This window comes from Mesorhizobium sp. M0051, assembly GCF_040323235.1.
GTDB lineage: Bacteria > Pseudomonadota > Alphaproteobacteria > Rhizobiales > Rhizobiaceae > Mesorhizobium.
This window is the reverse complement of the sequence record NZ_JAMYUT010000021.1, coordinates 84,905-108,954: the sequence shown is the minus strand read 5'-3', so window position 1 is coordinate 108,954 and position 24,050 is coordinate 84,905. Positions and strand designations below refer to the sequence as shown.

Here is a 24,050-nt window from a genome sequence, read left to right as displayed (position 1 = left end):
CGACGAAATGGTCAGCGACCATAGCGAAAGCCGGTCCGCCGCCGGTGGGCGCAATCCATGGCTGATCGCTATCGTCGTCTCCATCGCGACCTTCATGCTGGTGCTCGATACCTCGATCGCCAACGTAGCGCTACGAAACATCGCCGGCAGCCTGGCGGCCGGGATGGACGAAAGCACGTGGGTGATCACCACCTATCTGGTCGCGAATTCTGTGATCATACCGATCAGCGGCTGGCTGGCCAGCGTGATCGGACGGAAGCGCTACTACATGCTTTGCGTCGCGACCTTCACCATCGCATCGCTGCTATGCGGCCTCGCGCCCAATCTGGAAATGCTCATCCTGTTTAGGATCTTGCAGGGCCTCGGCGGCGGCGGCATGGCGCCGAGTGAACAGTCCATCCTTGCCGACACGTTTCCGCCCGAAAAACGTTCCCAAGCTTTTGCCCTTTATGGCATAGCCGTCATCGTCGCACCGACGGTCGGCCCGACCATTGGCGGCTGGCTGACCGACCATTTCTCCTGGCACTGGATTTTCTTTATCAACGTGCCCTTCGGCATCATGTCGCTGGCTTTGGTGCAGTGGCTGCTCGTCGAGCCGGAGGTGATCGAGCGCGAACGCCAGGAACGGCTGAAGGGCGGCCTCAGGATAGATTGGGTTGGGTTCTTCCTGGTCGCCACCGCACTTGGCTCCCTGGAAATCTTCCTCGACGAAGGTCAGCGCAACGATTGGTTCGCATCGGGTTTCATCACGATTTTTGCAGTGATTTCAGCGATCTCGTTCCTGCTGCTCATCCCCTGGGAATTCCGCCACCGCGATCCAATCGTCGACATCCGTCTGCTGTTCAGCCGCCAGTTCGGTATGTCATTCCTAGTGATGATGGCAGTCGGCGCCGTGCTGTTCAGCACGACGCAGTTGATGCCACAGCTGCAACAGACCGCTTTCGACTATACGGCGACCCTGTCGGGCCTCTCGATGATGCCCGGCGGCATTGCCATGCTGATGCTGATGCCGATTTCCGGATTTGCCGCAGGCATCGTTCAGCCCAAATATTTGATTATGATGGGCATGTCCGTTGTGGTGATCGCCTTGTGGCACATGACGTCGCTCACTCCGGATGCCAGCTTCCGCTTCTTTGCCTTTGCGCGCATCTTCCTGATGATCGGCCTGCCGTTCCTGTTCATCCCGATTTCGACGGCGGCTTACGTCGGCCTCGCTCCGCAGCAAACAAACCAAGCGTCGGCGCTGATCAACGTTGCCCGCAACATCGGCGGCAGCATCGGCGTGTCGCTGTCCAACACGGTGCTCGCCCAGAACGCGCAACTGCATCAGGCAAATCTTGTCGGCCACACCGTGCAATCCTCACCAACCTATCAACAGATGCTGCGTCACGTAACCGAGCACTTCGTCGCTCAGGGCTCACCGATGGTCGAAGCGAAGCAGCAGGCGATCGGTTGGCTCGGACAATTGATCGCGCGTCAGGCTTCATTGCTCGCCTATATCGACGTGTTTCGGTACTGCGCAATCGTGACGGCACTGTTTGTTCCCCTCGCCTTGCTGTTGCGGTCTTCAAACCCCAAACCCGACAGCCGATAGCCTTGCCTGCATGTTGCGATCTTTCGATTGGAACTCTCTCGGTGGCTCTCCGTTCAGACTTTACAGAACAGGGAGAACAGTCATGCCACGAGGTGACAAATCGAAATACACCGACTAGCAGGAACGCAAAGCCGATCATATTGCGGAAGGTTATGAAAAGCGCGGGGTTTCCGGGCATGAAGCCGAAAGGCGGGCATGGGCGACCGTCAACAAGGACGATGGCGGCGGCAAGAAAGAAGGCGGATCCGGACGCGGCAAACATACCGGCCATCCTGCGGCGCACAAGGGCGGCAAAAGCGGCGGCACGGCATCCGCATCACGATCGGCCGCAAGCCGATCGGAATCGGCTGCAGCAACACGTAAGCGGAATGCCGAACACCACGTTCATTGACCTGGACGAAGCCCATTCAGGCTGACAAGGCCCAAGGCGATGGGAGTACGTGCATGAAATCGCAGCGCGTCAACGAGATCAGCGGACAAAGGACATTCGTCGTGGTGCTCGACCCCGGCGAAGAAGCGTTCGCCGCGCTGACCGCCTTTGCGGTTGACCAGAAAGTCGGCAGTGCGTCCTTGACCGCCATCGGGGCTTTCGAAAGCGCGACCGTGGGCTGGTTTGATCCGAATGCGAGGACCTATCGCAGAATCCCGATCGACGAGCAATGCGAGGTCCTGAGCGCGATCGGCGACGTAGCGCTCGGCGACGATGGCAAGCCCAGCCTTCACGTCCACGCAGTGCTCGGATTGAGCGACGGCACCACCCGGGGTGGACATCTGCTTGGCGGCATCGGCCGGCCAACGCTCGAAATTACTCTTGTGGAAGCGCCCGGCCACCTTCGCCGTCGCAAGCATCCTGAACTCGGCGTCGCTTTGATCGATCTGGACGCCTGACGCCCAAATTCGCGAGATCTTGTCACGCTTTCCTGTTCGTATCTGCGGGCATCTTGTCTGGCGCAACTTCCCAGCCAAAGACGCTGCGACCGCCGAGCAGATGCGACCGGTCGAACTCTTCGCTGACAATTTCCTTCAGGCTGGGGCCGGTGACGTATCGCTCGACCTGCCGCGACTGGTCGTCCAACCGCTTCAAGGCGCCGATTTCGTCTTCATGACCGAGTTTCGCCTTTTGCACGGCGGACTTCAGCACACCGATGGTCTCGTCATAGACTTTCAGAGGTACCGGGAATGGATGCCTGTCCTTGCCGCCATGCGCCAGAGAGAACCGGCCAGGATCGGAAAAACGGCACGGCGCGCCATGCACCACTTCGGCGACAAGGGCCAGTGCGCGCACCGTGCGCGCACCAACACCTGGTACCAAAAGGAGCTCGGAAAAATCCTCGGGGCCGCGTTCGGCAGCGGCCGCCATGTTTCCATGCAGCCGACGCATGATGACATCGCTTTCGCGCACATCGTGATGAGCTGGCATGATCAGATGCGGCAGCAACAGCTGTTGCGGTGCCGGTGCCGTGCCGCGCTCCAATGCGGCGAACTCCTTGAGGATGCGATCCGGACCGAGATCCTGCAACAGATCCAACTGTCCGCGGCGCGAAGCTTCGGCGCGCCGGTCGGTCAGATTGACGATCTCGCCTTGGTTGGCGCCTTCGATGGCCGTGTGCGGCTGATCGACGAAACTCTTCAAACCTTCGGACAGCCAATGATAGCGGCGCGCCAACTTGCTGTCGCCGTTCATGCCTTGCTGGACCACGACCCAATCGCCGTCATCCGTGACGATGAACCCGTGCAGATAAAGGTCGAAACCGTCCTGGACGGCAGCGCTGTCCACTTTCGCAACAAGCCGACTCACGGTTGCCAAACCTGCTCCGTCGAAGCCGACGCGCTCGCCAATAATTGCGAGTTCATGCGGAGTTTTGCGCGAATGGGTGCCGCGGCCGCCGCAGACATGAATGCCAAGTTCGCCGGAGAGCGGCGTCAGACCGCGCTTCAAGGCGCCGACGACGCTGGTCGTGATGCCGGACGAGTGCCAGTCCATGCCCATGACGGCGCCAAACGATTGAAACCAGAACGGATGCGCCAACCGGCGCAGCAACTCGTTGCGGCCGTACTGATGGATGATGGCCTCGCACATCACGGCGCCCAGGCGCGTCATGCGATCGCCAAGCCATTTCGGCACGCGTCCACCATGAAGTGGAAGATCAGCACTTCCCGATCGTTGCGCCACGTCCGTTCCTATGCCTGCCGTTTCCTCGACAGATAGGTATCCCAGATCGCACGAAGAAGCACCCGATGCTTCTGTCCGGCTGAACGCCGGCGACATCAAGTCCAGTGCGAGAGAACCACCTCCATCTCTACCGTCTCGACCTGCTGCGCAAATCGTTGGTGATAAACGGTCAGCAGCGCGTCATGCGTCGCATCGGAAGAGCTGCAAAGCGCGTCCGTGACGAGAACCACGCGATAGCCATAATCGATTGCTCCGAGCACCGTGGCGAGGACGCATACATCGGTTTCGCCGCCAGTGACGACCAGCGTATCGATATCGCGCTCCGTCAGAAAACGCCTGAGCCGACCTTCGAACCAGGGCGAGTAAATGTGCTTGTCGATGACGGCCGCCGGCGGACAGTGAGCGGCCAACACCGGCAACAGTTCGATCATTTCGTCGCCGATGCTTTCGATCGTCATCGAGGCCCAGCGCTCGTAGTAGCGCTTCCATGTGCCGACCCCCTGCCCCCGCTTTTGGGCAGGCAGGAAGCGCGTAAAGACCGTCTGCTGCGCCTTCTTGTCGACCAGGCTCTCAATGCGAGGGAGGACGCGAGTGATCCATGGGGTTGCCCACTGTGACGGCTCGGCAAACAGCCGCTGCATGTCGACGCAGACATGCATGCAGCGGTCGCCCAGAGGCCCATAGGTCAAACCCGGCATCGACATCAGGCGATCCGTACCCGGTCGGATTCTTTCATGAGGCTTCCCTTGCCGTCGGAGGCATGGATCAGAACGTCCCGTGCCGGCACTCGTTCCCAATCGCTACAGGAACCGACATCAGCCATCGGCGTTTTCGCCTCATGGATCCGACTTGGAGATGAACTCACAAGAAATTCCGATGGCTGCCATTTATCAGCATTTCGACAAGCGGCCGGGACAGCGACGATGAGCATTTTCTATCGAGCGGCCAAGATTGCGGAAGAGGTTCACGCCGCGCAGCGCGACAAGACCGGTCGGCCCTATATCGAGCATTGCCGACGTGTCGTCGACGCTGTCGAGACTATGGATCAGAAAGTCGTCGCCTATCTGCATGATGTCCTGGAAAAAGGCGAAGGCTGGTCTCGAGCCAAGCTGGAAGAGACCGGCTTTGGACCGTCGATTGCTTCTGCGGTCGATGCCATGTCGCGCAGAGACGGCGAGGACTATTTCATGTTCGTGCGGCGGGCTGCATCGAATCCGCTGGCGCTGCCGGTAAAACGCGCTGACCTCGAAGACAACATCTGGCAGTCACGGCAAATTGGGGCCTCGACAGCCAAATACGAAGAAGCCTTGCGCATCCTCGACGAGGAATTCTCCGAGCGCTAGCAAATGCCTGCCAGAGGTTCAACGATACTATTCCATGACATGTGGCGTGTGCCGTTCGTCCTCCACCGGGTCGATATCGATGCGTGCCTTTTTCGGATCGAATGCGCCGTGACGTGCAATGGCCCGCGCTGCGGGATCCGGCGTCTCGTATGCCCACATGAAATCATCGGCCGCGCCACCAACTGCATGGACACGCCAATAACTAGCGGTTCCCTTCGAAGGTGAGCTGCTTGTCGTGTTTGTCTTTTCGAAAAGGTCGAAATAGATGTCCTCGAAAGGGATATAGAACACCGGTTCATGTCCCTCTTCCCTGAGTACCTTCGCGCGCTCCGTGGCTGCGACTATCGCGTCGGAGAATCGCACTGTTACCGTGCCGGCAAACGGTTCTATGGTTAGTGGGCGATGATGGTGCTCTGAAGTTGCGCCTGAGGTTTGCATCCGAATTCTCCGTGGCTGCCATTGACCGCGACGGCGTTCCGGTCCGCCATCCATGGAGACGAAATGCGCGGCGATGCATCAGGTTCCAGCCTGTCCGATGAGCCGAGACCGGCGAGCCAAAGGCTTATCGCCTGCCGTAACTGTCGAGAAAGCTCGTCAACAGTCGCGAAACCTCTTGTGGGGCCTCACGTGTCGGAAAGTGCCCGACTGCATCCAGGACCACTCGTTTGTAGGGCGCAGTGAAGTGCTCCTCCAGGCCTTCCGACGATGCGGTCAGCACAACACGGTCGTCGCCACCATGAAGCGTCAAGGTCGGCACAGTGATGATCTTGACCGATGTTTGCCGGCGGGCCAGTTCCGCGTAGCGGGGATCGGGCTCCGCCTCACCCCAGCGAACCCGATAGGAATGCAACGTCACATCGGGCCAATCCGGATTTTCGAAGGATACAGCCACTTCATCGAAAATAGCATCGTCGAACCAGCCCAATGGGCTCCAGCTGTCCCATAGGAATCTGGCGAATTCCTTGCGGTTCTTTCTCACGAACTCGGCGCCCCGCCCTGTTGCCATGAACCATTGATACCAAAATGCTTTCGCCTGTTCGGGCGCTGGCGTTGCCGGCTTGCCGGGTTGCCAGCCAAGCGACAGCGCAGCACAGCACCTGATGCGATCGGGAAAAATCGAGGCCAGGAGGTAAGAGATCCGAGCTCCCCAGTCGTGCCCTACGACCGCAAAACGGCTGAGGCCAAGCGCGTCGGCAAAGTCGAGTACATCCCGCGCCATTGCGGCAATTTCGCCGGATCGCATGGTTTCATTCGACAGGAACGATGTCCGTCCAAAGCCTCGCAGCCAAGGCGAAAACGTCCGAAAGCCAGCCTCATGAAGGACCGGCGAAATGCGCGCGTAAGTGGTCGCGTCGTCCGGCCAACCGTGCAACAGGATAACGGGCGCACCATTTTCTGGCCCGCCACCGAGATAGGCGATGCGCAGCAGTGGCGTATCGCAAGATAAGACGGGGTTCATTTACTCTCCGGCGCTTTAACCGGCTGGTCGCCGCCAGTCGTCGACTTCGACCTGGCATCCTGGTCAACCTGCGGGTTCTTGTCGATAGTGTCGGTGTTGGCTTTCGTCGGTTCGGTGCTGTTATCACAGGCGCCAAGCGCTAGAGCAGCAGCAAACACCAGAAGCGACAAGGATTTCTTCATCGAAATCTCCTCTGGCTGTTATCGACAAACGAGGCTCGGCGAATTTGGTTGCCTTGGCGGGCGCTCGGGCCAGCCTTCAGTCCTTCGAGCTTTTTGAGCCGGCGCCGACTGTCGGATCAGGCACTGCGGGGCCGCGTTCAGTCTCCGGACCTTCTCCCTCTATCTCCTGTACGGCTTGATCCCAGTGCTCCTGCTCGCGCCCAGTCGGACGGCCCTCGCGCTCCCAGATTTCATAGGCGCGCCGTTTGATGCGCTCTTCCCTGTTGTCCATGACATTCGATCCTCCAATCTATCAATCTCAATTCGGGACGATATTTTTTGTTCCTCTCTGCCGGGGAGAGAGCCACTGCGGGCGCTGCGTTTCAAACAAGACGCATGTGGATTGCGTGCACAAGCACTTGGTTATTGCCGTACCGACGTTTTTTCGTGACATGCCAGCGCTGACGGTTTTATGTATCCGGCTGTTGATCTGCGCTCTGTACCCTAGCCTCCGCCATCGGCTGATGGGCAGTGCCCTGATCGCCGCGGATCGAAAGACGTGACAGTCATTTCGAGATCAAGGTGACGCCCATGCGGGAATTGCCGAAAGACATCGACGCCGACGTGGTGATCGAAATCAGCCACCTCCTGGACGACAGTCCGCTTTTCGTCCCCGTCAGGGTTCATGAACTTGCAGCCAGGGTAAGGCAGAAGGTGAAGACAGGTTTGCCGGACCTCTCGATCGAAGAACTGATCGTGGAAATGGCCTCCGTCCGCCGCTTGGCCATGGCGTTCGACCTGCCTGGATCGGAAAATGTGGTGCAGATTCCGGTTCGCCATCCGCGCCCGTAAATCCATTGCTCGCTGGGGCTGACCCGGCGCCGTTATCCCATCTGCCAATTGATCGCGCGGCTCGCCGGCAACACGGCGTCTGGAACCTAACGTGCGACCGCGGATTGAGTGCCCACGAGGGTTCGAATGCAGGTCATTGCGATGCCCCTTAGTCCGGATTGGCAAGATATAGCGGCACGGTTGGTTTTCACTGTGCTTGCCGGCGCGCTGATAGGATTGGATCGCGAAGCGCGCGGCCACGCGGCAGGGCTGCGGACAACCATTCTGGTCGGTCTGGCCGCCGCTCTCACAATGTCTCAGGCAAATCTGCTGCTGGGAGTCGTCGGCAAAACTCCCGGTTCCTTTGCCTCCATGGACGTGTTGCGCTTTCCGCTTGGCGTGCTGACCGGTGTCGGCTTTATCGGCGGCGGCGCCATTCTTCGCCGCGGCAATCTTGTCAGCGGGGTCACGACGGCCGCCACATTGTGGGTGATGACTGCGATCGGGCTGGCGTTCGGCGGCGGCCAATACGGTTTGGGGTTGGCTGGGACGGCGCTGACCTTGTTGACACTTCTCGTGCTGAAATGGATCGACGTGCGCATTCCCCGCGACCATCACGCCGAACTCGATATCGCCTGGAGGGAGGGCAAGACGAGCGATCTCGGCGAGCTCGTCAAGCCGCTGGGTTACCGGGCACGCTTGGTTGGCATGGAGCGCCCGGATCACCAGGATCCCGTCTTCTCATTTGAAATCGCCTGGACGCGACCGGACCGTGGCGGCCCGCCGACAGATTTGCTTTCGCTCTTAGACCAGCACTGCGAAGTCAAGAAATTCAGTCTCGTCAGCGAGCCGGCGCACTGACACATTGCGATTGTCCTGCCTAACATGAATGCCTGCTAATAGAACAATTGGAAAATCATGACCGCGGCCGCCAGCGCCATGATGCCTGTCGCTGCCCAGCCCACCAGGCGCATGGCCAATGGGACAACGGCATTCCCCATCACATCGCGTCGCGCCGTCATCAGCATCATCACCACCATCACCGGGACCGCGACCACCCCATTGACCACCGCGCTCCAGTAGAGGGCTTTGATCGGATTGACAGGCGTAAAGTCGAGACACGCACCAAGGAGCGTCGCCAGGGCGATCGCCGCGTAGAACGCTTTCGCCTGCAGCGGCTTGCGCTCCAGCCCGATCGGCCATTTGCGCGCCTCGCCAAGCGCATAACCAGCCGACCCGGCAAGGACCGGAATTGCCAGGAGCCCGGTTCCGATGATGCCGAGGGCAAAAATCATCGACGCGAACTGGCCGGCGACGGGCTTCAGCGCTTCCGCTGCCTGGCTCGAGGATGTTATGTCGGTGATGCCCCTGACATGCAGTGTGGCGCCTGCGGTGATTATGATGGCAAGGGCCACCAGATTCGAGAATGCCATTCCAACATAAGTATCCAGCCGGATGCGCTTGATGGCGTGGGTTAACCGCCGCGGTGCCTTTTTCAGAGGCTTGCGTCGACTGGCTTTTTCTTCTTCAACCTCCTGCGAGGCTTGCCAGAAGAACAGATAAGGGCTGATGGTAGTGCCGAAAATGGCCACGACCGTGGTCCAGAATTGCGGGTCTGGCGACAATGTCGGGACGAATAGTCCGCGCGCGACTTCTCCCCATGGCACGTGCACGAACAGGATCGTACCGAAATAGGCAAAAAGCGAAACGGTCAGCCATTTCAGGATCGAAACGTAGCTGCTGTACTTTAGAAATATCTCAAGAACCACGGATATGCCCGCAAAAAGCGCGACGTAGAGGAGTTGCGGACCGCCAACGATAAGCCGCAACGCATCGGCCATGGCACCAAGGTCGGCGCCGATGTTGATGGTGTTGGCGATGAGAAGAAGACAAACAATCGCCTGCAGAAGCCAGTCTGGATAGTAGACCCGCATGTTGCCGGCAATGCCCCGGCCGGTGGTCCGGCCAATGCGCGCACTGATTTCCTGAACGACGGACATCAGCGGATAACTGAACAACATCGTCCACGCCAGTCCGTAGCCAAGTTGCCCGCCGGCCTGTGAATAGGTGGCAATGCCGCTCGGATCATCGTCGGAGGCTCCGGTTATCAAGCCCGGCCCGAAGACGGTGAGAAGCCGCGATTTTGGCGCCCTCACTCCACCGGAAGCATTGGCGTTCAGCACTCTCTCCTTCGCTGTCGTTTTACGTCAGGCATTACAAAGCCCGCCGCCCGCTCAAAAGCGACGAGCCGAACATTCGGGTCAGGTGACGCTAAATGCGCCCGAGCACGACCAGAATAATAACAATAAGCAGCACCAGACCGAGGCCGCCGCCACCATAATAGCCGGTGCCATAGAATGGCCCGCCGCCAAGTCCACTAAAGCCGCCAAGCAATGCAAGAATTAGAATGATGATGAGGATGGTGCCGAGACTCATGACGTTTCCTCTCCCTCTCCTTTTTGCAGCTTCCCGCCGTCCGAAGCCACCGGCGGCCGCCTGCTGAGGATATGAACTCGCCACAAGCCTTCCAGTTCCCGGGCGGGGGTCCACTGGCTCTGACATGTCGGTCATCGGCAGTTTCAACATGCCTTGACCAAGGTCATCCCGCGACGCCTGGATAGCCTTGGCCTTTCAACAATCCAGCAAGGTGGGCGGCGTTGGAAGCAGCCATTTCGATAGTGCCAGAGACCTTTTCCGGTGTTTCCGGCAAGTCGACATAGTTGACATCTTCCATGGCTTCGCCGACCCAATAGACCCCGCTGTTGGCGGGAATGGTGAAGCCGACGTCGTTCAATGCTTGAAAACATTCCGCGTGGCAGTGGTGCGCCCCATCCTCGTTGCCGACGATGGCCACCAAAGCTACCTTTCCTGCTGCCGGCATGCGCCCTTTGTCATCGGTCTCCTCCAAAAACGCATCCATTCGCTCCAGAACGCGCTTGGCGATGCTCGAGGGCTGGCCGAGCCAGATTGGCAGGCCGAGCACGAAGATGTCGGCCGCCATAATTTTCTTCCTGAGTTCCGGCCAATCATCGCCCTTGCCCAGATCGGAAAGCACACCTGGCTTGATATCCTGGTCGACAGAACGGACGATTTCGCCTTTGACGCCGTATGGCACCAGCGCCGCCAGAACATCGGCAAGCAGCCGGTCCGTCGAGGATTTCTCTCTGTCATTCGAAGCTTTAAGCGAGCAATTGAGGGCGAAGGCTGTAAGTGGCATGTGAGATCTCCTGCATTGTCCCAGCCAGCTGCAATCGCCGCGACTGCCACGCGGCGGCGCGTTTATGCAACTCGTTGCGGGATCGCTTGGCATTTAACGCCAAGGGTAAATCCTTGTTCCGCGGACGGACACGGCATGCAGACCGTTGGCCGGCTGCGGAGCCATGTCTTTTCCCGTCGCGCGAATTCCTCTTTTTTCGCCATCCGGGGTGACGCGGACTTCGGGTCGATCGACGACTATCTCGAGGGTTTGACGCTGTCAGGCGCGAAGAACCTGCATGGCCAGTTGATCGCCAATTGCGGTGAGTTTCTGCCTATCGAGGCGCCCGAGCCATTCGTGAAAGCGCCGACGGATTTTGCACCGAGCTAGATGAAGCAATCGGGCTTCACGCGATGATATATTAGCAAACAATGGAACTTAGGCTTTCCTTGAGTGTTGAGGTCGCAGTCGCCTTACTCCAGCGACGGGAAAGCCATCGCGTCGGCTTTTCGGACTATGCCCCACCGGCCCAGCGCCGGTGGGGCTTTTCGTAAGGGAACACAAGACCAGAATGACTTGGTGCTTTAGCGCGGTACGGTGCGAAGCGCCGACATGAAAAGCATCAGCAACGCCAAGGCATTGAGCCCGGCGGCGATTGCATGCGAATATTCCCACTGGCGCAGGAGCAGCTCCCAGTTTTCGGGCAAGATGGTCCAATTCCGCGTTGCCTGGTTGGCTGGATAGGTCAGCGTCCGATGAAACAGGCGTTAGCAACTGCCATCGGCGTCTGGTGGATCGGGCGCCTGGCGACCACCATCATTGACTGTGAACTGGCCATCGGATTCTTCACCTTGCTGACAGCTGGACTTCTGCTTCAAACAAACCTTCGGTTGGGATGTTCCCAGGAGCGGCTCGCGTTCAAGGAGTCGTGATGATCCGACCGCGTCGCAAGGCCCCGCGATTCTGAAAAGCCAGTGCGCGAGGCATCAGGGATTTCGAGGGCGCAATGTCCGCAAGGTGATTGAATAACGGTGCTCCGCAAGCGGTGGGATGCTGTGCTCCCATTCCGAGCGCGATGGACCGGTCATTAGATAGGCCGACCTTGGCTCGACGACGATGGTCCGTCGATCCCATCTGGTGCCATTCTTTCGCCGGAGGCGGAAACTGCACGGCGCCAGCAGCGAAACGCCGGCCACATCTTCGAAATGTGGCTTGTCGCGATGCCAACCGATGCCAGCGCCATGCTGGTACTCGTTGATCAACACCTGCTCGAAAGATTCGGCAGGTCGGCCTGCAAAGGCCGCGACCTTCTTGCGCAGAGGCAGTAGAAAATCAGGTATCGCGGGCGCCTCCAAGACTTCACGCCGGTCGTAATCGTAGCGCAAGCCGAAACCGATGACACGCCGGTTTGCCAGATGGCCATGAAAATCAAATGCCTGGAATGGCAGGATTTGCAGTTGCCGGGCGAGTTCGGTTTCTTCTTCCGGCGTGATCAAGTCGGGCTGATAGAAAAATCCCTGCGGCAGATCGTCGGCAGCACCGAAGAGATCGGTTTGGCGCGCGGAAGCGGCAGTCCTGGTTTTCAGCGACGACATGGTCCTTAGATGGTGAAACGAATCCATCCCGCAACCTCCAGGTTTCCAACACTGTTCATCCGAGTAGTCAGCGGTTTGGACTACGGGCCGATCCTCGCGGTTCCCGCGGCGTCGGCGCGCGCACTCCGAGCGCCGTCACCTGTGTTGTCCAATGGAACAGAGCGGCCGCAAGACGGTTGGGTTTCTACCAACCTGGAGTTGGCGTGCTTGGAACCACCTTCGGGTTCACCGGTTCGAAGACCGTCCATCGGAGTTTCCTTGACCATGCCCAATGCAACAGAACTCCCAATCGATGCGCTGAGCGCTGGCGCCCGAGGATTCGCAGTATCACCACCGCCCTCCCATCGGACTCCAGCAGCGACCAGGTCTCCCAATGCCGCGACTTGAGACCGGCGCCTGCTTCTGCGGAGGGGTTGTCGCCGTCATGCACGGTGAGCCTTTCTGGATATGCTACGATCATGATGACGATTGCCGGCGGGCCATTGGAAGTCCGCTTACGGTCTGGGTTGGCTATCGGCCCGAGCAATTCCGGCTGCTCAAGGGAACGCCGAAAACCTTTTCCAGGACTCGCGGCGTCGTAAGGACATTCTGCCCGGACTGCGGGACCTCGATAGGGTACAGCGATGATGGCCTGCCGAATGAGCTTTATCTGACAATCGGCTTCTTCGATAATCCCGAACGTTTCCGGCCCCAGGCACATGCCTATTGGGACCTGCGACTGCCTTGGGTCGATGTTGACGACGACCTGCCGCGCATCGATCAGTATTCGAGAAAGCGCAATGCGGAATTCGGCAATCCGCGTGACAGATAGCAGAGTATCATCTCCCGCCGTGGAACCGGACAATCCTGAGGGGGTTTGTCCGAGTGACAACGGGTGCCGACATGCCGTCGACTGTGATCCGCGACACGAACTACGACCCCGCGACCAGGATCCTTTCCGTCTGGTTTGTGCCGAGTGGTATTCGCTATGATTACGAGGACGTGCCCCCGGCAACCTACGCCGCTTTCAGAAAGGCGTCATCCAAAGGCCGCTTCTTCAATGAATTCATTCGCGACCGGCACAAACATCACCGGTTTGTGAAACGGGAGGCAGGCGGGAAATGAAGTGCTTTAAGGGGCTTTGCGGGGGTCACTGTCCGGACAGCTTTTGCTTGATCTTCTTTATCATGCCGTCGTGAGGTTGACCCATGAAACGGTTCTCGATGCCGGCCCATTCTGATATGCGAACGATGTCCTCAAAGCTGGCGAGGTCGACGCTTGCTTCCGGCGCCAGCGGCTTGCCTTGCCGCAAATCGTCGAGCGCCTGCTGCACGGCATGGACTGCGCGGAACAAAAGCGTGGTCGGATAAAGGATCATGTCGTAGCCCATTTCATGCAACTCGGTGGGCGATTGCCAAGGGGTCTGGCCGCCGCGCTCCAGGATGCTTGTGGCCAGTGGAACGTCCCTAAACGCCTCGCCCACCTGTGTCAGTTCCTCCACGCTGGTCGGCCCCTCGACGTAAACACCGTCGGCGCCGGCGTCGAGATAGCGCTTGCCGCGCTCTATCGCGTCGCGCAGCCCGTGCGGTTGCCGCGCATCGGTACGGGCAAGCAGGAAGAAATCCGGGTCGTCGCGTGCCGCGACGGCGGCGCGAATCTTTTGCTCCATGAATTCCGACGCAACGACCTCCTGGCCTGGCATGTGGCCGCAGCGTTTTGGTGGCTTCTGGTCCTCGATGAACAGGGCCGAGGCACCGATCGCCTCGTAGCTCCTGACAGTGCGCGTCACATTCTTGACATCGCCATAGCCGTCGTCGCCGTCGATCAGCACCGGCAGGTCGGAAGCTTCGACGATTTCACGCGCCCTGGCGTGCTTTTCACCGAACTGTTCGAGATCGATGTCAGGCACCGCGTGCATGGCCGCGACCATAGCGAAGCCACCGATCTGATAGGCCGGGAACCCGGCGCGCTCGATCAACCGGGCCGTCAGCGCGTCACCGGCCGACGGCAACACCAGCGGCGCGTTATGATCAATCATCGATTTCCAGGACGGACGCCGGACCATTTTCGAACCTCCGGTCGGAAACGCGATCGATAGATCGAGGTTCCAGGAGCTTTGGCGAACAAAGGACTTCAGCCGGAGTTGGCAGTTCTCAAGGCCCGATTTCATTGGGCTCGTGCATGCGGTAGGCGGCAAAGGGCGGCGCTTCACGTCAGTGAACGACATTGCAGCCTTGCCGGATGCGCTTACCGGCGCCGTTGCGGTTGGCGGTTTGCGTCTGTTTGAGATCACCATCAACGCTAACGTAGAATTGGCGGTCTCCAGCGAAATCGCTGAGCACCTTCGCTGACGTTCGACTGACCTTCGAGACATTGCGAGCGCCGTTGGCGGCGTGAATGGTCGGTGGAAATCAAATCCGCAACCGACTTGTGAGAAGTCTCGGGGGAACCTCCCCGTCGTCCCGCCGTTGTGCCCGTATCGAGGCCAACGGAATGCTGGCAAAGCCGATTGGGCGGGAATCGCGAGTGCAGCCCTGGCATCTGACGCAGTCGCGATCAGCAATGGGAGTTCAAGAATCTATGCCTACCAAGAAACCGAAGACCGAAAGCAAGGACAAGAAGGCATTGCGCCTGGCGGAGACGACCGACGTTTCGCCGAAACAGGCCAAGGACCTCATGCAAAAGCATGGCAAGGACAGTTCGAAGGTTGAAAAGGAAGCCAAGAACTTCAAGGCGGAAGGATAGCCGCCTCAGAAGGAAGTAACGCACTCCCACCGTCCAGTCCTAACGCCTCCATCTGCCTGCGGACATTTCCCAACTGCGCCTTCGAGAGTTCGAACAGGCACTTGGCTACGCGCCGGTTCAGCGCAACTCGTTCGACCCGTCAGCGACGCCCACGCGATGCCGATAGACCATCTCCCATCCCTTCCAGCCTGTAAACAACAGGATGAGAACCACTATCAGCGAGAGGATCAGGCCGGTTGGCACCACAGCCGCCGCCCCATGCTCGTATCGTGAATACCAGTTGTAAAGTTCGATCAGGACGACAAGTACATTTCCGCCTGCATGAAGCCATGCCGTTGTAAGATTGCGAATTTGAACATCGCCCAAGACATCCGTGAGGCCGGCAAGGGCTGCCAGGGCGGCCATTATCAGGCCCGCTCCAAGGAGCCAAAGCGTACCGGTGACCCAGCCCGGGTTAGCGGTTCGCCAGAAGATCAGGTCGCAAACCAAGGTGGCAACAAAAAAAGCGATCGGGAAAGGAATCAACATGGGATGGATTGGATGGCCGGAGACACTGGCTGTGCTGTGCGGGTTGTGGGTCATTATGATGCCTCCAACAGACGTCGCGCCGACGCGTCCACGCCGGCGGCAGTGCATGTCCAAGATGGCGCGCATAGAGGACCAAGATGCCCGTCTATGCCGGCTAGGGGCCTAACCCGAAACCACAGGCAGAACGCTGGCTGCTACGGAATGTTCCATAACCCGGCTCGCTCAATGCCACGACCGCAAGCGAAGCGCCGCAGCGCGGATCATCCAAGACCGGGGATCGCCCTGGTCTTGCCGCTCATGTGGGCGCCCAGTGTAAGCGCTTGCGGGAAACTACGGACGGCCGCACCCATCAATGCTGCGCCGCCGGGACAGAGGGCCGTTCGGGCAATGGCTGCAGCTGCGTAGACCCGAGTCGAAAACAGTCTCTTCCAGGCCGCTTTGTAGCGTCTGCCGGCAGCTTCGCGGCCCGCCCGGCCGCTTGACGCGCCGGCGAGTTCGGCGGCCAGCAGCCAGCTGGACTGAAGTGCCATCGAGATGCCTTCGGCGATGATCGGATGAGACTCGCCTGCGGCATTGCCGACGCGAAAGATATCCTTTTCATAGCAGGCGCGGATGCCAGGCCGGATCGGGCCGGCTGCAAGCCACGGACCGTCGAGGCACGCCCGGTCAAGAGCATCGCTCACATCTCGGCAAGAAGCCATGAGATGGCGAAAGACCGCCTCAGCCGCCGACGGATGGCCGTCCTGCCGGGGCCTATCAGGTTCGGAGACATGGTTCATGCGCAGCCGCGCGAGCATGTCACGCCTTATGCAGCAAGAGATCGACATGCGGCCATGATCCGCCAGGACCATGCCGCCATAGCCGCCGGGAAATATCAGCAGAGGCATCAGATCAGACGCGAGCGATGCCCCGGCGAAGTGCGCCTTGAAGCCGAGCAGGTCCGACGGGTGGCTGGCCTTTTCGAGCTGGCTTGGCAGCGGTCCAGGTTCCCAGGAACCATGCGCGGCGACGACCACCGGAGCCCGCAAGATTGTCGTTCCGTCCCCGGAATTCTCGTCTTTTGCCTGAATTCGCACCGCTTGCATGTCGCCATCCTGATCAATGGCGACAGCGCGGCAAGGCTGGAAGATTTCCGCGCCTGCCGATCGCGCCGCCTGCAGCAGCAAATGGTCCAGCATGTCGCGGCCCAGCGCCCGGCCGAAGGTGCCTTCTACAGGAGGCCCATATTTTGCACCCGGCATCGGCGCCTCGATGCAAGTCGCGCCGGAAAAGAAGCCGACGCGTCGGATTTCGGGGCCGGCATTGGCGCGCCAGGCATCGCCGACCTCCAGTCGGTCGAGAAGCGCCAGATTGCTTGCGGAGATGTATTCGCCACACACCTTGCGGCGCGGGAACATTTTCTTTTCCACGATCGCCACGGACCACCCGCGCCGGGCCAGCAGCAAAGCCAGCGAAGTGCCTGCCGGGCCGGCCCCGATGACAATCGCATCGTGGGTGGATGGTCGTCTCATGATCATCTCGATCGCGCACTGGCGCCGACGAAGACGTGCGAGAACGGACCGGCACGCCGCTCCTCGAGTGGCCTGCCGCCGGCCGCAAGCCAGAGGTCGGAAAGCTCGTTAGCACGAAAGCCAGCGCGCACGCTCTGAGCCGCGTCATGTCGCGTGACGTCGTTGGCGCCGATCGCCGGGAGAAGACGGGTCGCGGCCAGAGGGAACCTTGCCCTCAGCGGTTCCGTCGCCAGGAGCAGCGGGGCTTTCCACGCCAGCAGTGAAAACAGACGCACGAGCTCGGCGTCATCGAAATGATGCAGGAAGAGATTGACGGTGATCGCGTCGAACCATTCGCCCCCGTTCCCTTCGGCCCAGTCGAAGACGTCGGCGGTGACGACTTCAGTGCTCCATCCCAGCCTGTTGAATTCGGTGAGGATTCCGGCACCGGCGAGACTGACGCGGTCGAGCAGCGTCAGCTCTACCTCGGGCCAGTGCCGTGCCATTCGCTGCGCGAGCTTGAGCATGAAGGTGCCGTCGCCGGCGCCGAGCTCCAATATGCGGCGCGGTGGTCGTGGCACGAATTTCCTTAGCAAAGACGCCATGATCGGGGCCTGAAACATCAGCGCATTGATCCACCGGAGGTCGCGGCGCGAGGCGAGCGCCCGCGGATCGCCGGCCGCAAGTCCGTCGAGGATTTCCGGGACGAGGCTGCGGTGACTGAGCGCGTTCATGACACGGTTCGAAAAAGCATGGTTTCGGCCGTCAGTCCGGGTCCGAACGACATACCGCAACCGAGCAGTCCGGATGGGGCCTTCAGCATTTCTTCCATCACGAACATGACCGTCGCCGACGACATGTTGCCATATCGGCGCAGCACCTCGCGCGATGGCGTCAGCGCGGCGGGCTCGAGTTTCAGCGCTCTCTCGACAGCATCGAGAACCGAACGTCCGCCCGGGTGCACGGCCCAGAGGTCGATCGCCTCCGGTGGCCGGTCGCCGAGAAAGGCATCATGGTTGCTCCGCAATACCTCTTGGATCGCCGTCGGCACCTGGCCGGAAAGAACCATGTCGAAGCCATGGTCGCGAATATCCCATCTCATCAGGTCGCGCCGCTCATCCGCTACCATGCAATGAAAGCTGTCGAGTGCAAGGCCGGGCGGTTCGGCGGTGACAAGAGTTGCCGCGCAGCCATCGCCCCAGAGGCAGAAGGACAGCAGCTTTTCCAGTTCGGGGCTTTCCCTGAGATGCAAAGTACAGAGCTCGATATTGACCAGCAGGATCCTGGCCCGCGGATCTGACCTGACGATGTGGCGGGCAAGCTTGAGGCCGTTGATCGCCGCGTAACAGCCCATGAACCCGATTATCGTGCGTTCGATGCCATCCGGGAGGCCGCAGCGTTTGACCAGATCCAAGTCGATGCCGGGCGCGGAGAATCCGGTGCAGGTGGTGACGATGAGATGGGTGATACGCGACGCGTCGTCGCCAAGGTGCAGCCCGTCGACGGCTTTTTGCGCCAGCACAGGAGCGGCTTCGCCAAACATCGCCATTCTCACAGCAGTTCCCGGGAACGCGCCGCGAATGAATGTTCCGCCAAGGTCGGCGGATGGCCCTTCCGGGTCGAGAGCAGGTGCAAAGCAGGAATAGCGGCTCTCTATGCCGGCAAGGCCGGCCATCCGTTCGAAAATTCTCCGGTGACGGACGGCGATCATGGAGGCCGCGAACCGGAGATAGAACCTATGAACCTCATATTCGGGAACCGCTGTCGCAATCCGGTTGATATAGGCGTTAGCGGGCATTTCCGTCTCCCAGGGCGCCGCACGCTGCATGGCGCGGATGCCCGAGTGATCTTTGCTGAATGGCGCTAGTATTAGGGCGCATGGTTTGAGCGTTGTTCCATGAACGCTTCATAGCGCCGATTTCATCCCGGGCGGCCGCACTGCCACGGGTGTCGCGGCTGTCGACCGCTACTGCGGCCGCGTATCGCCAGCGTCCGCCATCTCGTCCTTGAAGTTAACTTTCGTGCCCATCTGCACCATGGCGGCGAGGTCTTCGGCATCCCAGTTGGTCAGCCGGATACAGCCATGCGAGAAGGTTGTGCCGATCTTGCCGGGTTCGGGCGTGCCGTGAATGCCGTAGCTTTCGATTGAGAGGTCGATCCAGACCGATCCCACGGGATTGTTGGGCCCCGCAGCGATGGTAAAGGGCCGCTTGCTCCTCACTCCCTTGAAGGCGAAGTCCGGATCGTAGTGATAGGTGGGGTTGTGCACCACGCGTTTGACTTCCGCCGCGCCGCTCGGCGCCGGCTTTTCGTCGCTGCCGATCGACGCGGGATAGACTGCGAGCCATTTGCCGGACGGATCGAGCACACGCACCAAGCGAGCGCCCTTGTCGACCTCGATAGCGGCAACGGCGTCAGGACGATCGCCCCGGCCAACATCCGGTACCGCCAACGTCGCGCCTGCCCTCTTGAAGCCGACACCCGGATTGAGCTCTCTGAGCAATTGTTCGCTGATATGGAAGCGCTCCGCCAGCTTCTCCACCGCGTTGTGATAGCCGAGCCGCCGCAGGTGGGCCATCTTCTCCATGCGAGCCGGAATACGCTTGGTGAAGGGTCCGCGTATATCCTTGGGCGTTACCTCATAAGGTACCAGGACCGGGCCGGCGGAATTTGCCACGAGCTTGTCCCAGGTTTCCGGGGTGAGCTTGCCGTCGGCCCGGAATCCGTTCGCCGTCTGAAAGGCGCTAATGGCCTTGGCGAAATTCTCTGATAGCCGGCCGTCGATCAGGCCCGGCGAGAAACGGGCGCGATCCAGGAGAATCTGCGCCTTCAGAACTGTCGGATCGATGCCCGTCGGCTCGCCGGCGGCGAATTGGGCCTGATTGACAGCGGATGGGTCCAGCTTGGCCGCCTCCGTCCCGCCGCATGCGAGGACGAGCGCCGCCGCGGCGACAAGAAGGAGCCTGATCATCGATGTCACTCCCTGGACAGCAACAGAACTCTACTTCTATGACGCGGCACGCCCTATCTGGTTCCCTTTCTGACAGATGCATGACGGCGGGCTTGCTTGCCAAGGACCTCGTGCGAAGGACACGGCAAGGCTAGTGCCAAGTGAGTGGAAGCCAGCTTGCTCGCCCTAAGTTGCGGACCCAACCTCTACTACCGCGCGGCTGTGACGCGCGATGACGCTTTCCTCGTCAGTCGCAATCACACGCACGTCCACCTTGCTGTCCGGACGACTGATGAGCTCAGCGTGGGCGTCATTGGCCGGCTCGTCGAGCGCCACGCCGAGCCAGGTCAATCTTTCGGATATCGCCTTGCGGATGGACGATGACCGCTCGCCGATGCCGGCGGTGAACACGAGGCATTCGAGACCACCCATCGTGTTCGCGAGCGCTCCTGCTTCCCTCGCGGCGCGGAAGGCGAAGAGCTCGATCGCCTCGCGGGCACGAGGGTCGCTGCTTGCCTCCAACGTGCGCATGTCGCCCGAAACGCCGGACACGCCGAGCAGTCCGGATTTCTCATAAAGCATTGTCTGCAGCTCGTCCGCTGCCATGCCCCTCTCCAGCAGGAAGTACAACAGCACGCCGGGATCGATGGCGCCGCAACGCGTACCCATGACAAGACCATCCAGTGCCGAAAAGCCCATCGTCGTATCGACGCTCTTGCCGTCGTGCAGAGCGCAAAGGCTTGCCCCATTGCCGAGATGAGCAACGATTGTCCGTTTTGCCGCGAGCGCGGGCGATATCTCGCTCAGCCGCCTAGCAATATATTCGTAGGAGAGGCCATGAAATCCGTAGCGTCGCAGTCCCTCCCCTTCATATTTTTGCGGCAGGGCAAAGCGCCGCACGAGCGGATCGATCGTCTGGTGGAACGCGGTATCGAAACATCCGATCTGTGGCAGATCCGGTTGCAATGCAGCTATCGCGCGAACTGGCGCGAGACTGCGAGGCTGATGCAAAGGCGCGAGTGCGGTCAGCCTGTCCAGGGCCTCAATGGTAGCGGGCGTCAGGCGGACTGGTTTGCTGAACTCGTTACCGCCATGCACGATGCGATGGCCGGTGCAGATCAGTTTTCTTCCACCAAGTTCGCGCTGCACCAGGTTCAGTAGTTCGCCAATCCCCGCGCCATGAGGATCGTCCGCGTTAAACTGCCTATCACACTGCACTGTCCCATCGGCCGCCTTTGCAGTGAGCCTGGGCGTGTCGCCCAGATCCAGAGTGCCGCGCGAAACCAGCTGCTGGCCATCCGATGAGCCAAGATCGTATAGCGCGAACTTGACGCTGGACGAGCCGGCATTCAGCGCCAGGATCGACTGACTCATCGACCAGCCTTTGCCCCGTTGGCAGCCGGCCAACTCCATTTCCGGATCTCGGGCATGTCTTCGCCGTGCTCGCGGACATAGGCCTTGTGCTTGACCAGTCGATCGTGAAGTTCGCTAGCGAGGCTTTCGGCTCTTTCGGCCAGGCCCGGCACGCGTGCGATCGCGGCAAGTGCGAGATGGTAGCGATCGAGTTCGTTGAGCACCACCATGTCGAACGGCGTCGTCGTGGTGCCCTCCTCACGAAAGCCGTGCACATGCATGTTGTCATGATTGGCACGACGGTAGGTCAAGCGATGGATGAGATAGGGATAGCCGTGATAGGCGAAGATGACCGGCCTTGTCTTGGTGAACAGCGCATCGAAAGCCTGGTCGGTGAGCCCATGCGGGTGTTCGGTGTTCGACTGCAATGTCATCAGGTCGACGACGTTGACGACGCGGATTTTCAGATCGGGGATTGCAGAGCGAAGAATGTCCGTCGCAGCCAGCGTTTCCAGCGTCGGAACGTCGCCGGCACAGGCCAGCACCACATCTGGCTCCTCGCCTTTTGAAACCGTGCCGGCCCATTCCCAGATGCCCGCGCCGGCCTTGCAGTGCGCTTCAGCATCTTCGATAGACAGCCATTGCGGCGTCGGCTGCTTGCCAGCGGTGATGACGTTGATGCGGTTGTAGGTTCTCAGGCAATGGTCGGTGATCCACAGCAGCGTGTTGGCATCCGGCGGGAAATAGAGCCTGACCGTGTCGGCCTTCTTGTTGGCGACAAGGTCGGCAAAGCCCGGGTCCTGATGACTGAAGCCATTGTGATCCTGGCGCCAGACATGAGAGGTCAGCAGGTAATTGAGCGAGGCGATCGGCTTGCGCCAGGCAAGCTCGCCAGAGGTCTTCAACCATTTTGCATGTTGGTTGACCATGGAGTCGACGATGTGAATGAACGCCTCGTAGCACGAGAATAAGCCGTGGCGGCCTGTAAGCAGATAACCTTCCAGCCAGCCCTGGCAGAGATGCTCGCTCAGCACTTCCATCACCCGGCCGTCGCGGGAAAGATGGACGTCGTAGGGTTCGATGCGCTCCATCCAGATCCGATCCGTGACCTCGAATACATCGTCAAGGCGATTGGAAGACGTCTCGTCCGGTCCCATAAGCCGGAAATTTCGCGCTTTGGCGTTAAGGCGAAAGACTTCGCGAAGATAGCCACCACAAATCCGTGTCGCCTCGGCAATGACGCCTCCGGGCCGAGGTACTTCGAGCGCCAGGCTCTTCCAGTCCGGCAGCGCCAGGTCGCGCTTCAACAACCCGCCATTCGCATACGGAGTTGCGCCCATGCGCTTTGTTCCTGTCGGGGCAAGGGCCGCGAGTTCCGGCAGCAGATGTCCGTCCTTATCGAACAGTTTTTCCGGTTCGTAGCTTCGCATCCAGGTTTCGAGGATCTTGCGGTGCTCGTCATTGCCGCGGGCGTTCGATACCGGCACTTGATGCGAACGCCAGAAGCCCTCGACTTTTTCGCCATCGACCTCTTTCGGTCCAGTCCAGCCCTTGGGGCTGCGCAGGACGATCATCGGCCACTGCGGACGTTCGCCAGGCCGTCCCGGACCTCGTGCCTGTTCCTGAATGGAATGGATCCGATCGAGCACACTGTCGAGCGTCCTGGCCATCGCTTGGTGCATGGCGACCGGCTCATGGCCTTCGACAAAGAACGGTTCGTAGCCGTAGCCGGTGAACAGGTTGCGCAACTCCTGGTCATCCATGCGGCCGAGGATCGTCGGGTTGGCGATCTTGTAGCCATTGAGATGAAGGATTGGCAGCACTGCACCGTCCGAGGCCGGGTTCAGGAATTTGTTGGAATGCCACGCTGCCGCGAGCGGACCGGTTTCGGCCTCGCCGTCGCCAATGACGCAGGCAACCACCAGATCCGGATTGTCGAAGGCCGCGCCGAAAGCATGGACCAGGGCATATCCGAGTTCGCCGCCCTCATGAATGGAGCCGGGCGTTTCGGGCGCCACGTGACTTGGCACCCCGCCTGGAAAGGAAAATTGCCGGAACAGTTTTCTCAGGCCGTCTTCGCCTTGGCCGATATCGGGGTAGATCTCGCTATACGTGCCCTCGAGCCAGGTGTTGGCGACCATTGCCGGACCGCCATGTCCTGGACCGCAGATAAACAGCACATCAAGATCACGCTCACGGATAATTCGGTTGAGATGCAAGTAGAGGAAATTGAGGCCCGGCGTTGTACCCCAATGGCCGAGCAGCCGCGGCTTGACATGCTCGGCTTTCAAGGGTTGGCGCAGCAGCGGATTGTCGAGCAGATAAATCTGGCCAACCGAGATGTAATTCGCGGCGCTCCAGTAGCGGTTCATGAGATCGATCCGTTCGAGGCTGATCGCCTGCGTCGTCGCGGCAGCCTTGTCGTTCATCGCCCAGTCTCCAGCATCGGTTTTCCAGCATCGTTTCGCTGGAGATAACTGGAGCGACTTCGCGCCTGAGCAAGCCCAAATTGGCGATGGCGTTCGAAGGAATGTCCAGGCGACGTTGGGGCAAGCAAGAAACCGTCGGCGTCTCCAGCCGGGTCAGTGGACTTGTCCTGCAACACACCTGCAACAAAGAAGGAACTTTGGGGCCCTTCAACGGTTAGAGGCAT

Annotated in this window: 30 protein-coding genes; 12 read left to right on the top strand and 18 right to left on the bottom strand. The window is 60.1% G+C overall.

Annotated elements, in window-relative coordinates; all coding sequences use genetic code 11:
- Positions 1 to 7: 7 nt before the first annotated feature.
- The 3 genes from NKJ90_RS21535 to NKJ90_RS21525 all read left to right on the top strand — a co-directional run bounded on the left by NKJ90_RS21535 (position 8) and on the right by NKJ90_RS21525 (position 2,482).
- Complete coding sequence (locus NKJ90_RS21535; RefSeq protein WP_023757846.1) at positions 8 to 1,594, top strand: DHA2 family efflux MFS transporter permease subunit; 1,587 nt, start codon at positions 8 to 10, stop codon at positions 1,592 to 1,594.
- 139 nt (positions 1,595 to 1,733) lie between these two features.
- The gene (locus NKJ90_RS21530; RefSeq protein WP_245266458.1) at positions 1,734 to 1,985 is read left to right on the top strand and encodes a plasmid stabilization protein; all 252 of its coding nucleotides are present in this window, start codon (positions 1,734 to 1,736) and stop codon (positions 1,983 to 1,985) included.
- 53 nt (positions 1,986 to 2,038) lie between these two features.
- Positions 2,039 to 2,482: a PPC domain-containing DNA-binding protein gene (locus NKJ90_RS21525; protein WP_352486742.1), complete on the top strand. Its 444-nt coding sequence runs from the start codon at positions 2,039 to 2,041 to the stop codon at positions 2,480 to 2,482.
- A 22-nt stretch (positions 2,483 to 2,504) separates the two neighbouring features.
- Here the strand turns inward: NKJ90_RS21525 and NKJ90_RS21520 are convergent, their stop codons facing one another.
- Complete coding sequence (locus tag NKJ90_RS21520) at positions 2,505 to 3,767, bottom strand: DUF763 domain-containing protein (RefSeq protein ID WP_352486740.1); 1,263 nt, start codon at positions 3,765 to 3,767, stop codon at positions 2,505 to 2,507.
- Between the two features lie 95 nt (positions 3,768 to 3,862).
- Positions 3,863 to 4,471, bottom strand: coding sequence for a cysteine hydrolase family protein (locus NKJ90_RS21515; protein ID WP_023757849.1), 609 nt, complete (start codon positions 4,469 to 4,471; stop codon positions 3,863 to 3,865).
- A gap of 219 nt (positions 4,472 to 4,690) precedes the next feature.
- Here NKJ90_RS21515 and NKJ90_RS21510 point away from each other — a divergent pair, with 219 nt between their 5' ends.
- On the top strand, positions 4,691 to 5,110 hold the full coding sequence (locus NKJ90_RS21510; RefSeq protein WP_023757850.1) for an HD domain-containing protein: 420 nt from the start codon (positions 4,691 to 4,693) through the stop codon (positions 5,108 to 5,110).
- Between the two features lie 27 nt (positions 5,111 to 5,137).
- Here the strand turns inward: NKJ90_RS21510 and NKJ90_RS21505 are convergent, their stop codons facing one another.
- From NKJ90_RS21505 to NKJ90_RS21490, 4 genes are all read right to left on the bottom strand, one after another.
- Positions 5,138 to 5,548 (bottom strand): DUF427 domain-containing protein, encoded by a 411-nt coding sequence (locus tag NKJ90_RS21505; RefSeq protein ID WP_023757851.1) that lies wholly within the window; start codon positions 5,546 to 5,548, stop codon positions 5,138 to 5,140.
- 124 nt (positions 5,549 to 5,672) lie between these two features.
- Entirely contained in the window at positions 5,673 to 6,569 is an 897-nt protein-coding gene (locus NKJ90_RS21500; protein WP_023757852.1) for an alpha/beta fold hydrolase, read from the bottom strand.
- Positions 6,566 to 6,751, bottom strand: coding sequence for a hypothetical protein (locus NKJ90_RS21495; RefSeq protein WP_023757853.1), 186 nt, complete (start codon positions 6,749 to 6,751; stop codon positions 6,566 to 6,568). Before NKJ90_RS21495 ends, NKJ90_RS21500 begins: the two co-directional genes overlap by 4 nt.
- A 76-nt stretch (positions 6,752 to 6,827) precedes the next feature.
- Positions 6,828 to 7,022 carry a DUF2934 domain-containing protein gene (locus NKJ90_RS21490; RefSeq protein ID WP_352486737.1) on the bottom strand — a complete coding sequence of 65 codons (195 nt, stop codon included), beginning with the start codon at positions 7,020 to 7,022 and terminating at the stop codon, positions 6,828 to 6,830.
- Between the two features lie 299 nt (positions 7,023 to 7,321).
- Between NKJ90_RS21490 and NKJ90_RS21485 the strand changes: the two genes are divergently transcribed.
- Both NKJ90_RS21485 and NKJ90_RS21480 read left to right on the top strand, forming a co-directional pair.
- Entirely contained in the window at positions 7,322 to 7,582 is a 261-nt protein-coding gene (locus NKJ90_RS21485) for a hypothetical protein (protein ID WP_023757855.1), read from the top strand.
- A 126-nt stretch (positions 7,583 to 7,708) separates the two neighbouring features.
- On the top strand, positions 7,709 to 8,422 hold the full coding sequence (locus NKJ90_RS21480) for an MgtC/SapB family protein (RefSeq protein ID WP_032907014.1): 714 nt from the start codon (positions 7,709 to 7,711) through the stop codon (positions 8,420 to 8,422).
- Between the two features lie 35 nt (positions 8,423 to 8,457).
- Here the strand turns inward: NKJ90_RS21480 and NKJ90_RS21475 are convergent, their stop codons facing one another.
- The 3 genes from NKJ90_RS21475 to NKJ90_RS21465 form a co-directional block, all read right to left on the bottom strand.
- On the bottom strand, positions 8,458 to 9,744 hold the full coding sequence (locus NKJ90_RS21475) for an Nramp family divalent metal transporter (RefSeq protein WP_023757857.1): 1,287 nt from the start codon (positions 9,742 to 9,744) through the stop codon (positions 8,458 to 8,460).
- 88 nt (positions 9,745 to 9,832) lie between these two features.
- Positions 9,833 to 9,997 (bottom strand): DUF3309 family protein, encoded by a 165-nt coding sequence (locus tag NKJ90_RS21470; protein WP_023757858.1) that lies wholly within the window; start codon positions 9,995 to 9,997, stop codon positions 9,833 to 9,835.
- 163 nt (positions 9,998 to 10,160) lie between these two features.
- On the bottom strand, positions 10,161 to 10,778 hold the full coding sequence (locus tag NKJ90_RS21465) for a flavodoxin family protein (protein ID WP_023757859.1): 618 nt from the start codon (positions 10,776 to 10,778) through the stop codon (positions 10,161 to 10,163).
- A 135-nt stretch (positions 10,779 to 10,913) separates the two neighbouring features.
- On the opposite strand from NKJ90_RS21465, the gene NKJ90_RS21460 reads away from it, so the two are divergent.
- Together NKJ90_RS21460 and NKJ90_RS21455 are read left to right on the top strand one after the other, a co-directional pair.
- Positions 10,914 to 11,147 carry a hypothetical protein gene (locus NKJ90_RS21460; RefSeq protein ID WP_023757860.1) on the top strand — a complete coding sequence of 78 codons (234 nt, stop codon included), beginning with the start codon at positions 10,914 to 10,916 and terminating at the stop codon, positions 11,145 to 11,147.
- Between the two features lie 365 nt (positions 11,148 to 11,512).
- A complete protein-coding gene (locus NKJ90_RS21455) occupies positions 11,513 to 11,689 on the top strand; it encodes a hypothetical protein (protein WP_023757862.1) in 177 nt (58 codons plus the stop codon).
- Positions 11,690 to 11,743: 54 nt separating this feature from the next.
- Here the strand turns inward: NKJ90_RS21455 and NKJ90_RS21450 are convergent, their stop codons facing one another.
- On the bottom strand, positions 11,744 to 12,352 hold the full coding sequence (locus NKJ90_RS21450; protein ID WP_023757863.1) for an alpha-ketoglutarate-dependent dioxygenase AlkB: 609 nt from the start codon (positions 12,350 to 12,352) through the stop codon (positions 11,744 to 11,746).
- Positions 12,353 to 12,725: 373 nt separating this feature from the next.
- Here NKJ90_RS21450 and NKJ90_RS21445 point away from each other — a divergent pair, with 373 nt between their 5' ends.
- Together NKJ90_RS21445 and NKJ90_RS21440 are read left to right on the top strand one after the other, a co-directional pair.
- Complete coding sequence (locus NKJ90_RS21445) at positions 12,726 to 13,163, top strand: GFA family protein (protein WP_023757864.1); 438 nt, start codon at positions 12,726 to 12,728, stop codon at positions 13,161 to 13,163.
- A 53-nt stretch (positions 13,164 to 13,216) separates the two neighbouring features.
- On the top strand, positions 13,217 to 13,456 hold the full coding sequence (locus NKJ90_RS21440; protein WP_502904927.1) for a KTSC domain-containing protein: 240 nt from the start codon (positions 13,217 to 13,219) through the stop codon (positions 13,454 to 13,456).
- Positions 13,457 to 13,481: 25 nt separating this feature from the next.
- On the opposite strand, the gene NKJ90_RS21435 is transcribed toward NKJ90_RS21440, so the two are convergent.
- A complete protein-coding gene (locus NKJ90_RS21435; protein ID WP_352486733.1) occupies positions 13,482 to 14,369 on the bottom strand; it encodes an isocitrate lyase/PEP mutase family protein in 888 nt (295 codons plus the stop codon).
- Positions 14,370 to 14,547: 178 nt separating this feature from the next.
- Here NKJ90_RS21435 and NKJ90_RS21430 point away from each other — a divergent pair, with 178 nt between their 5' ends.
- Both NKJ90_RS21430 and NKJ90_RS21425 read left to right on the top strand, forming a co-directional pair.
- Positions 14,548 to 14,682 carry a hypothetical protein gene (locus NKJ90_RS21430; RefSeq protein WP_280948937.1) on the top strand — a complete coding sequence of 45 codons (135 nt, stop codon included), beginning with the start codon at positions 14,548 to 14,550 and terminating at the stop codon, positions 14,680 to 14,682.
- A gap of 229 nt (positions 14,683 to 14,911) precedes the next feature.
- The gene (locus NKJ90_RS21425; RefSeq protein WP_023757867.1) at positions 14,912 to 15,076 is read left to right on the top strand and encodes a hypothetical protein; all 165 of its coding nucleotides are present in this window, start codon (positions 14,912 to 14,914) and stop codon (positions 15,074 to 15,076) included.
- 117 nt (positions 15,077 to 15,193) lie between these two features.
- Here NKJ90_RS21425 and NKJ90_RS21420 read toward each other — a convergent pair whose 3' ends face one another.
- The 7 genes from NKJ90_RS21420 to NKJ90_RS21390 all read right to left on the bottom strand — a co-directional run bounded on the left by NKJ90_RS21420 (position 15,194) and on the right by NKJ90_RS21390 (position 23,826).
- A complete protein-coding gene (locus NKJ90_RS21420) occupies positions 15,194 to 15,658 on the bottom strand; it encodes a DUF2231 domain-containing protein (protein ID WP_023757868.1) in 465 nt (154 codons plus the stop codon).
- A gap of 206 nt (positions 15,659 to 15,864) precedes the next feature.
- Complete coding sequence (locus NKJ90_RS21415; RefSeq protein WP_031259700.1) at positions 15,865 to 17,115, bottom strand: NAD(P)/FAD-dependent oxidoreductase; 1,251 nt, start codon at positions 17,113 to 17,115, stop codon at positions 15,865 to 15,867.
- A 2-nt stretch (positions 17,116 to 17,117) separates the two neighbouring features.
- Positions 17,118 to 17,828: a methyltransferase domain-containing protein gene (locus NKJ90_RS21410; RefSeq protein ID WP_023757870.1), complete on the bottom strand. Its 711-nt coding sequence runs from the start codon at positions 17,826 to 17,828 to the stop codon at positions 17,118 to 17,120.
- A complete protein-coding gene (locus NKJ90_RS21405) occupies positions 17,825 to 18,892 on the bottom strand; it encodes a type III polyketide synthase (RefSeq protein ID WP_023757871.1) in 1,068 nt (355 codons plus the stop codon). Before NKJ90_RS21405 ends, NKJ90_RS21410 begins: the two co-directional genes overlap by 4 nt.
- 168 nt (positions 18,893 to 19,060) lie before the next feature.
- Positions 19,061 to 20,065 (bottom strand): L,D-transpeptidase family protein, encoded by a 1,005-nt coding sequence (locus NKJ90_RS21400; RefSeq protein WP_023757872.1) that lies wholly within the window; start codon positions 20,063 to 20,065, stop codon positions 19,061 to 19,063.
- Between the two features lie 165 nt (positions 20,066 to 20,230).
- Positions 20,231 to 21,418, bottom strand: a complete 1,188-nt coding sequence (locus NKJ90_RS21395) for an acetate/propionate family kinase (RefSeq protein WP_023757873.1) — start codon at positions 21,416 to 21,418, stop codon at positions 20,231 to 20,233.
- Entirely contained in the window at positions 21,415 to 23,826 is a 2,412-nt protein-coding gene (locus NKJ90_RS21390) for a phosphoketolase family protein (RefSeq protein WP_023757874.1), read from the bottom strand. The genes NKJ90_RS21395 and NKJ90_RS21390 overlap by 4 nt, the downstream gene beginning before the upstream one ends.
- Positions 23,827 to 24,050 lie beyond the last annotated feature (224 nt).

Excerpts from the sequence above, each read along its gene's own strand:
- NKJ90_RS21535 (WP_023757846.1), top strand. The coding sequence starts at position 8 with ATGGTCAGCGACCATAGCGAAAGCCGGTCCGCCGCCGGTGGGCGCAAT.
- NKJ90_RS21525 (WP_352486742.1), top strand. The coding sequence starts at position 2,039 with ATGAAATCGCAGCGCGTCAACGAGATCAGCGGACAAAGGACATTCGTC.
- NKJ90_RS21515 (WP_023757849.1), bottom strand. The coding sequence starts at position 4,471 with ATGTCGATGCCGGGTTTGACCTATGGGCCTCTGGGCGACCGCTGCATG.
- NKJ90_RS21510 (WP_023757850.1), top strand. The coding sequence starts at position 4,691 with ATGAGCATTTTCTATCGAGCGGCCAAGATTGCGGAAGAGGTTCACGCC.
- NKJ90_RS21505 (WP_023757851.1), bottom strand. The coding sequence starts at position 5,548 with ATGCAAACCTCAGGCGCAACTTCAGAGCACCATCATCGCCCACTAACC.
- NKJ90_RS21500 (WP_023757852.1), bottom strand. The coding sequence starts at position 6,569 with ATGAACCCCGTCTTATCTTGCGATACGCCACTGCTGCGCATCGCCTAT.
- NKJ90_RS21495 (WP_023757853.1), bottom strand. The coding sequence starts at position 6,751 with ATGAAGAAATCCTTGTCGCTTCTGGTGTTTGCTGCTGCTCTAGCGCTT.
- NKJ90_RS21490 (WP_352486737.1), bottom strand. The coding sequence starts at position 7,022 with ATGGACAACAGGGAAGAGCGCATCAAACGGCGCGCCTATGAAATCTGG.
- NKJ90_RS21485 (WP_023757855.1), top strand. The coding sequence starts at position 7,322 with ATGCGGGAATTGCCGAAAGACATCGACGCCGACGTGGTGATCGAAATC.
- NKJ90_RS21480 (WP_032907014.1), top strand. The coding sequence starts at position 7,709 with ATGCAGGTCATTGCGATGCCCCTTAGTCCGGATTGGCAAGATATAGCG.
- NKJ90_RS21470 (WP_023757858.1), bottom strand. The coding sequence starts at position 9,997 with ATGAGTCTCGGCACCATCCTCATCATCATTCTAATTCTTGCATTGCTT.
- NKJ90_RS21465 (WP_023757859.1), bottom strand. The coding sequence starts at position 10,778 with ATGCCACTTACAGCCTTCGCCCTCAATTGCTCGCTTAAAGCTTCGAAT.
- NKJ90_RS21460 (WP_023757860.1), top strand. The coding sequence starts at position 10,914 with ATGCAGACCGTTGGCCGGCTGCGGAGCCATGTCTTTTCCCGTCGCGCG.
- NKJ90_RS21455 (WP_023757862.1), top strand. The coding sequence starts at position 11,513 with ATGAAACAGGCGTTAGCAACTGCCATCGGCGTCTGGTGGATCGGGCGC.
- NKJ90_RS21450 (WP_023757863.1), bottom strand. The coding sequence starts at position 12,352 with ATGTCGTCGCTGAAAACCAGGACTGCCGCTTCCGCGCGCCAAACCGAT.
- NKJ90_RS21445 (WP_023757864.1), top strand. The coding sequence starts at position 12,726 with ATGCCGCGACTTGAGACCGGCGCCTGCTTCTGCGGAGGGGTTGTCGCC.
- NKJ90_RS21435 (WP_352486733.1), bottom strand. The coding sequence starts at position 14,369 with ATGATTGATCATAACGCGCCGCTGGTGTTGCCGTCGGCCGGTGACGCG.
- NKJ90_RS21425 (WP_023757867.1), top strand. The coding sequence starts at position 14,912 with ATGCCTACCAAGAAACCGAAGACCGAAAGCAAGGACAAGAAGGCATTG.
- NKJ90_RS21420 (WP_023757868.1), bottom strand. The coding sequence starts at position 15,658 with ATGACCCACAACCCGCACAGCACAGCCAGTGTCTCCGGCCATCCAATC.
- NKJ90_RS21415 (WP_031259700.1), bottom strand. The coding sequence starts at position 17,115 with ATGAGACGACCATCCACCCACGATGCGATTGTCATCGGGGCCGGCCCG.
- NKJ90_RS21410 (WP_023757870.1), bottom strand. The coding sequence starts at position 17,828 with ATGAACGCGCTCAGTCACCGCAGCCTCGTCCCGGAAATCCTCGACGGA.
- NKJ90_RS21405 (WP_023757871.1), bottom strand. The coding sequence starts at position 18,892 with ATGCCCGCTAACGCCTATATCAACCGGATTGCGACAGCGGTTCCCGAA.
- NKJ90_RS21400 (WP_023757872.1), bottom strand. The coding sequence starts at position 20,065 with ATGATCAGGCTCCTTCTTGTCGCCGCGGCGGCGCTCGTCCTCGCATGC.
- NKJ90_RS21395 (WP_023757873.1), bottom strand. The coding sequence starts at position 21,418 with ATGAGTCAGTCGATCCTGGCGCTGAATGCCGGCTCGTCCAGCGTCAAG.
- NKJ90_RS21390 (WP_023757874.1), bottom strand. The coding sequence starts at position 23,826 with ATGAACGACAAGGCTGCCGCGACGACGCAGGCGATCAGCCTCGAACGG.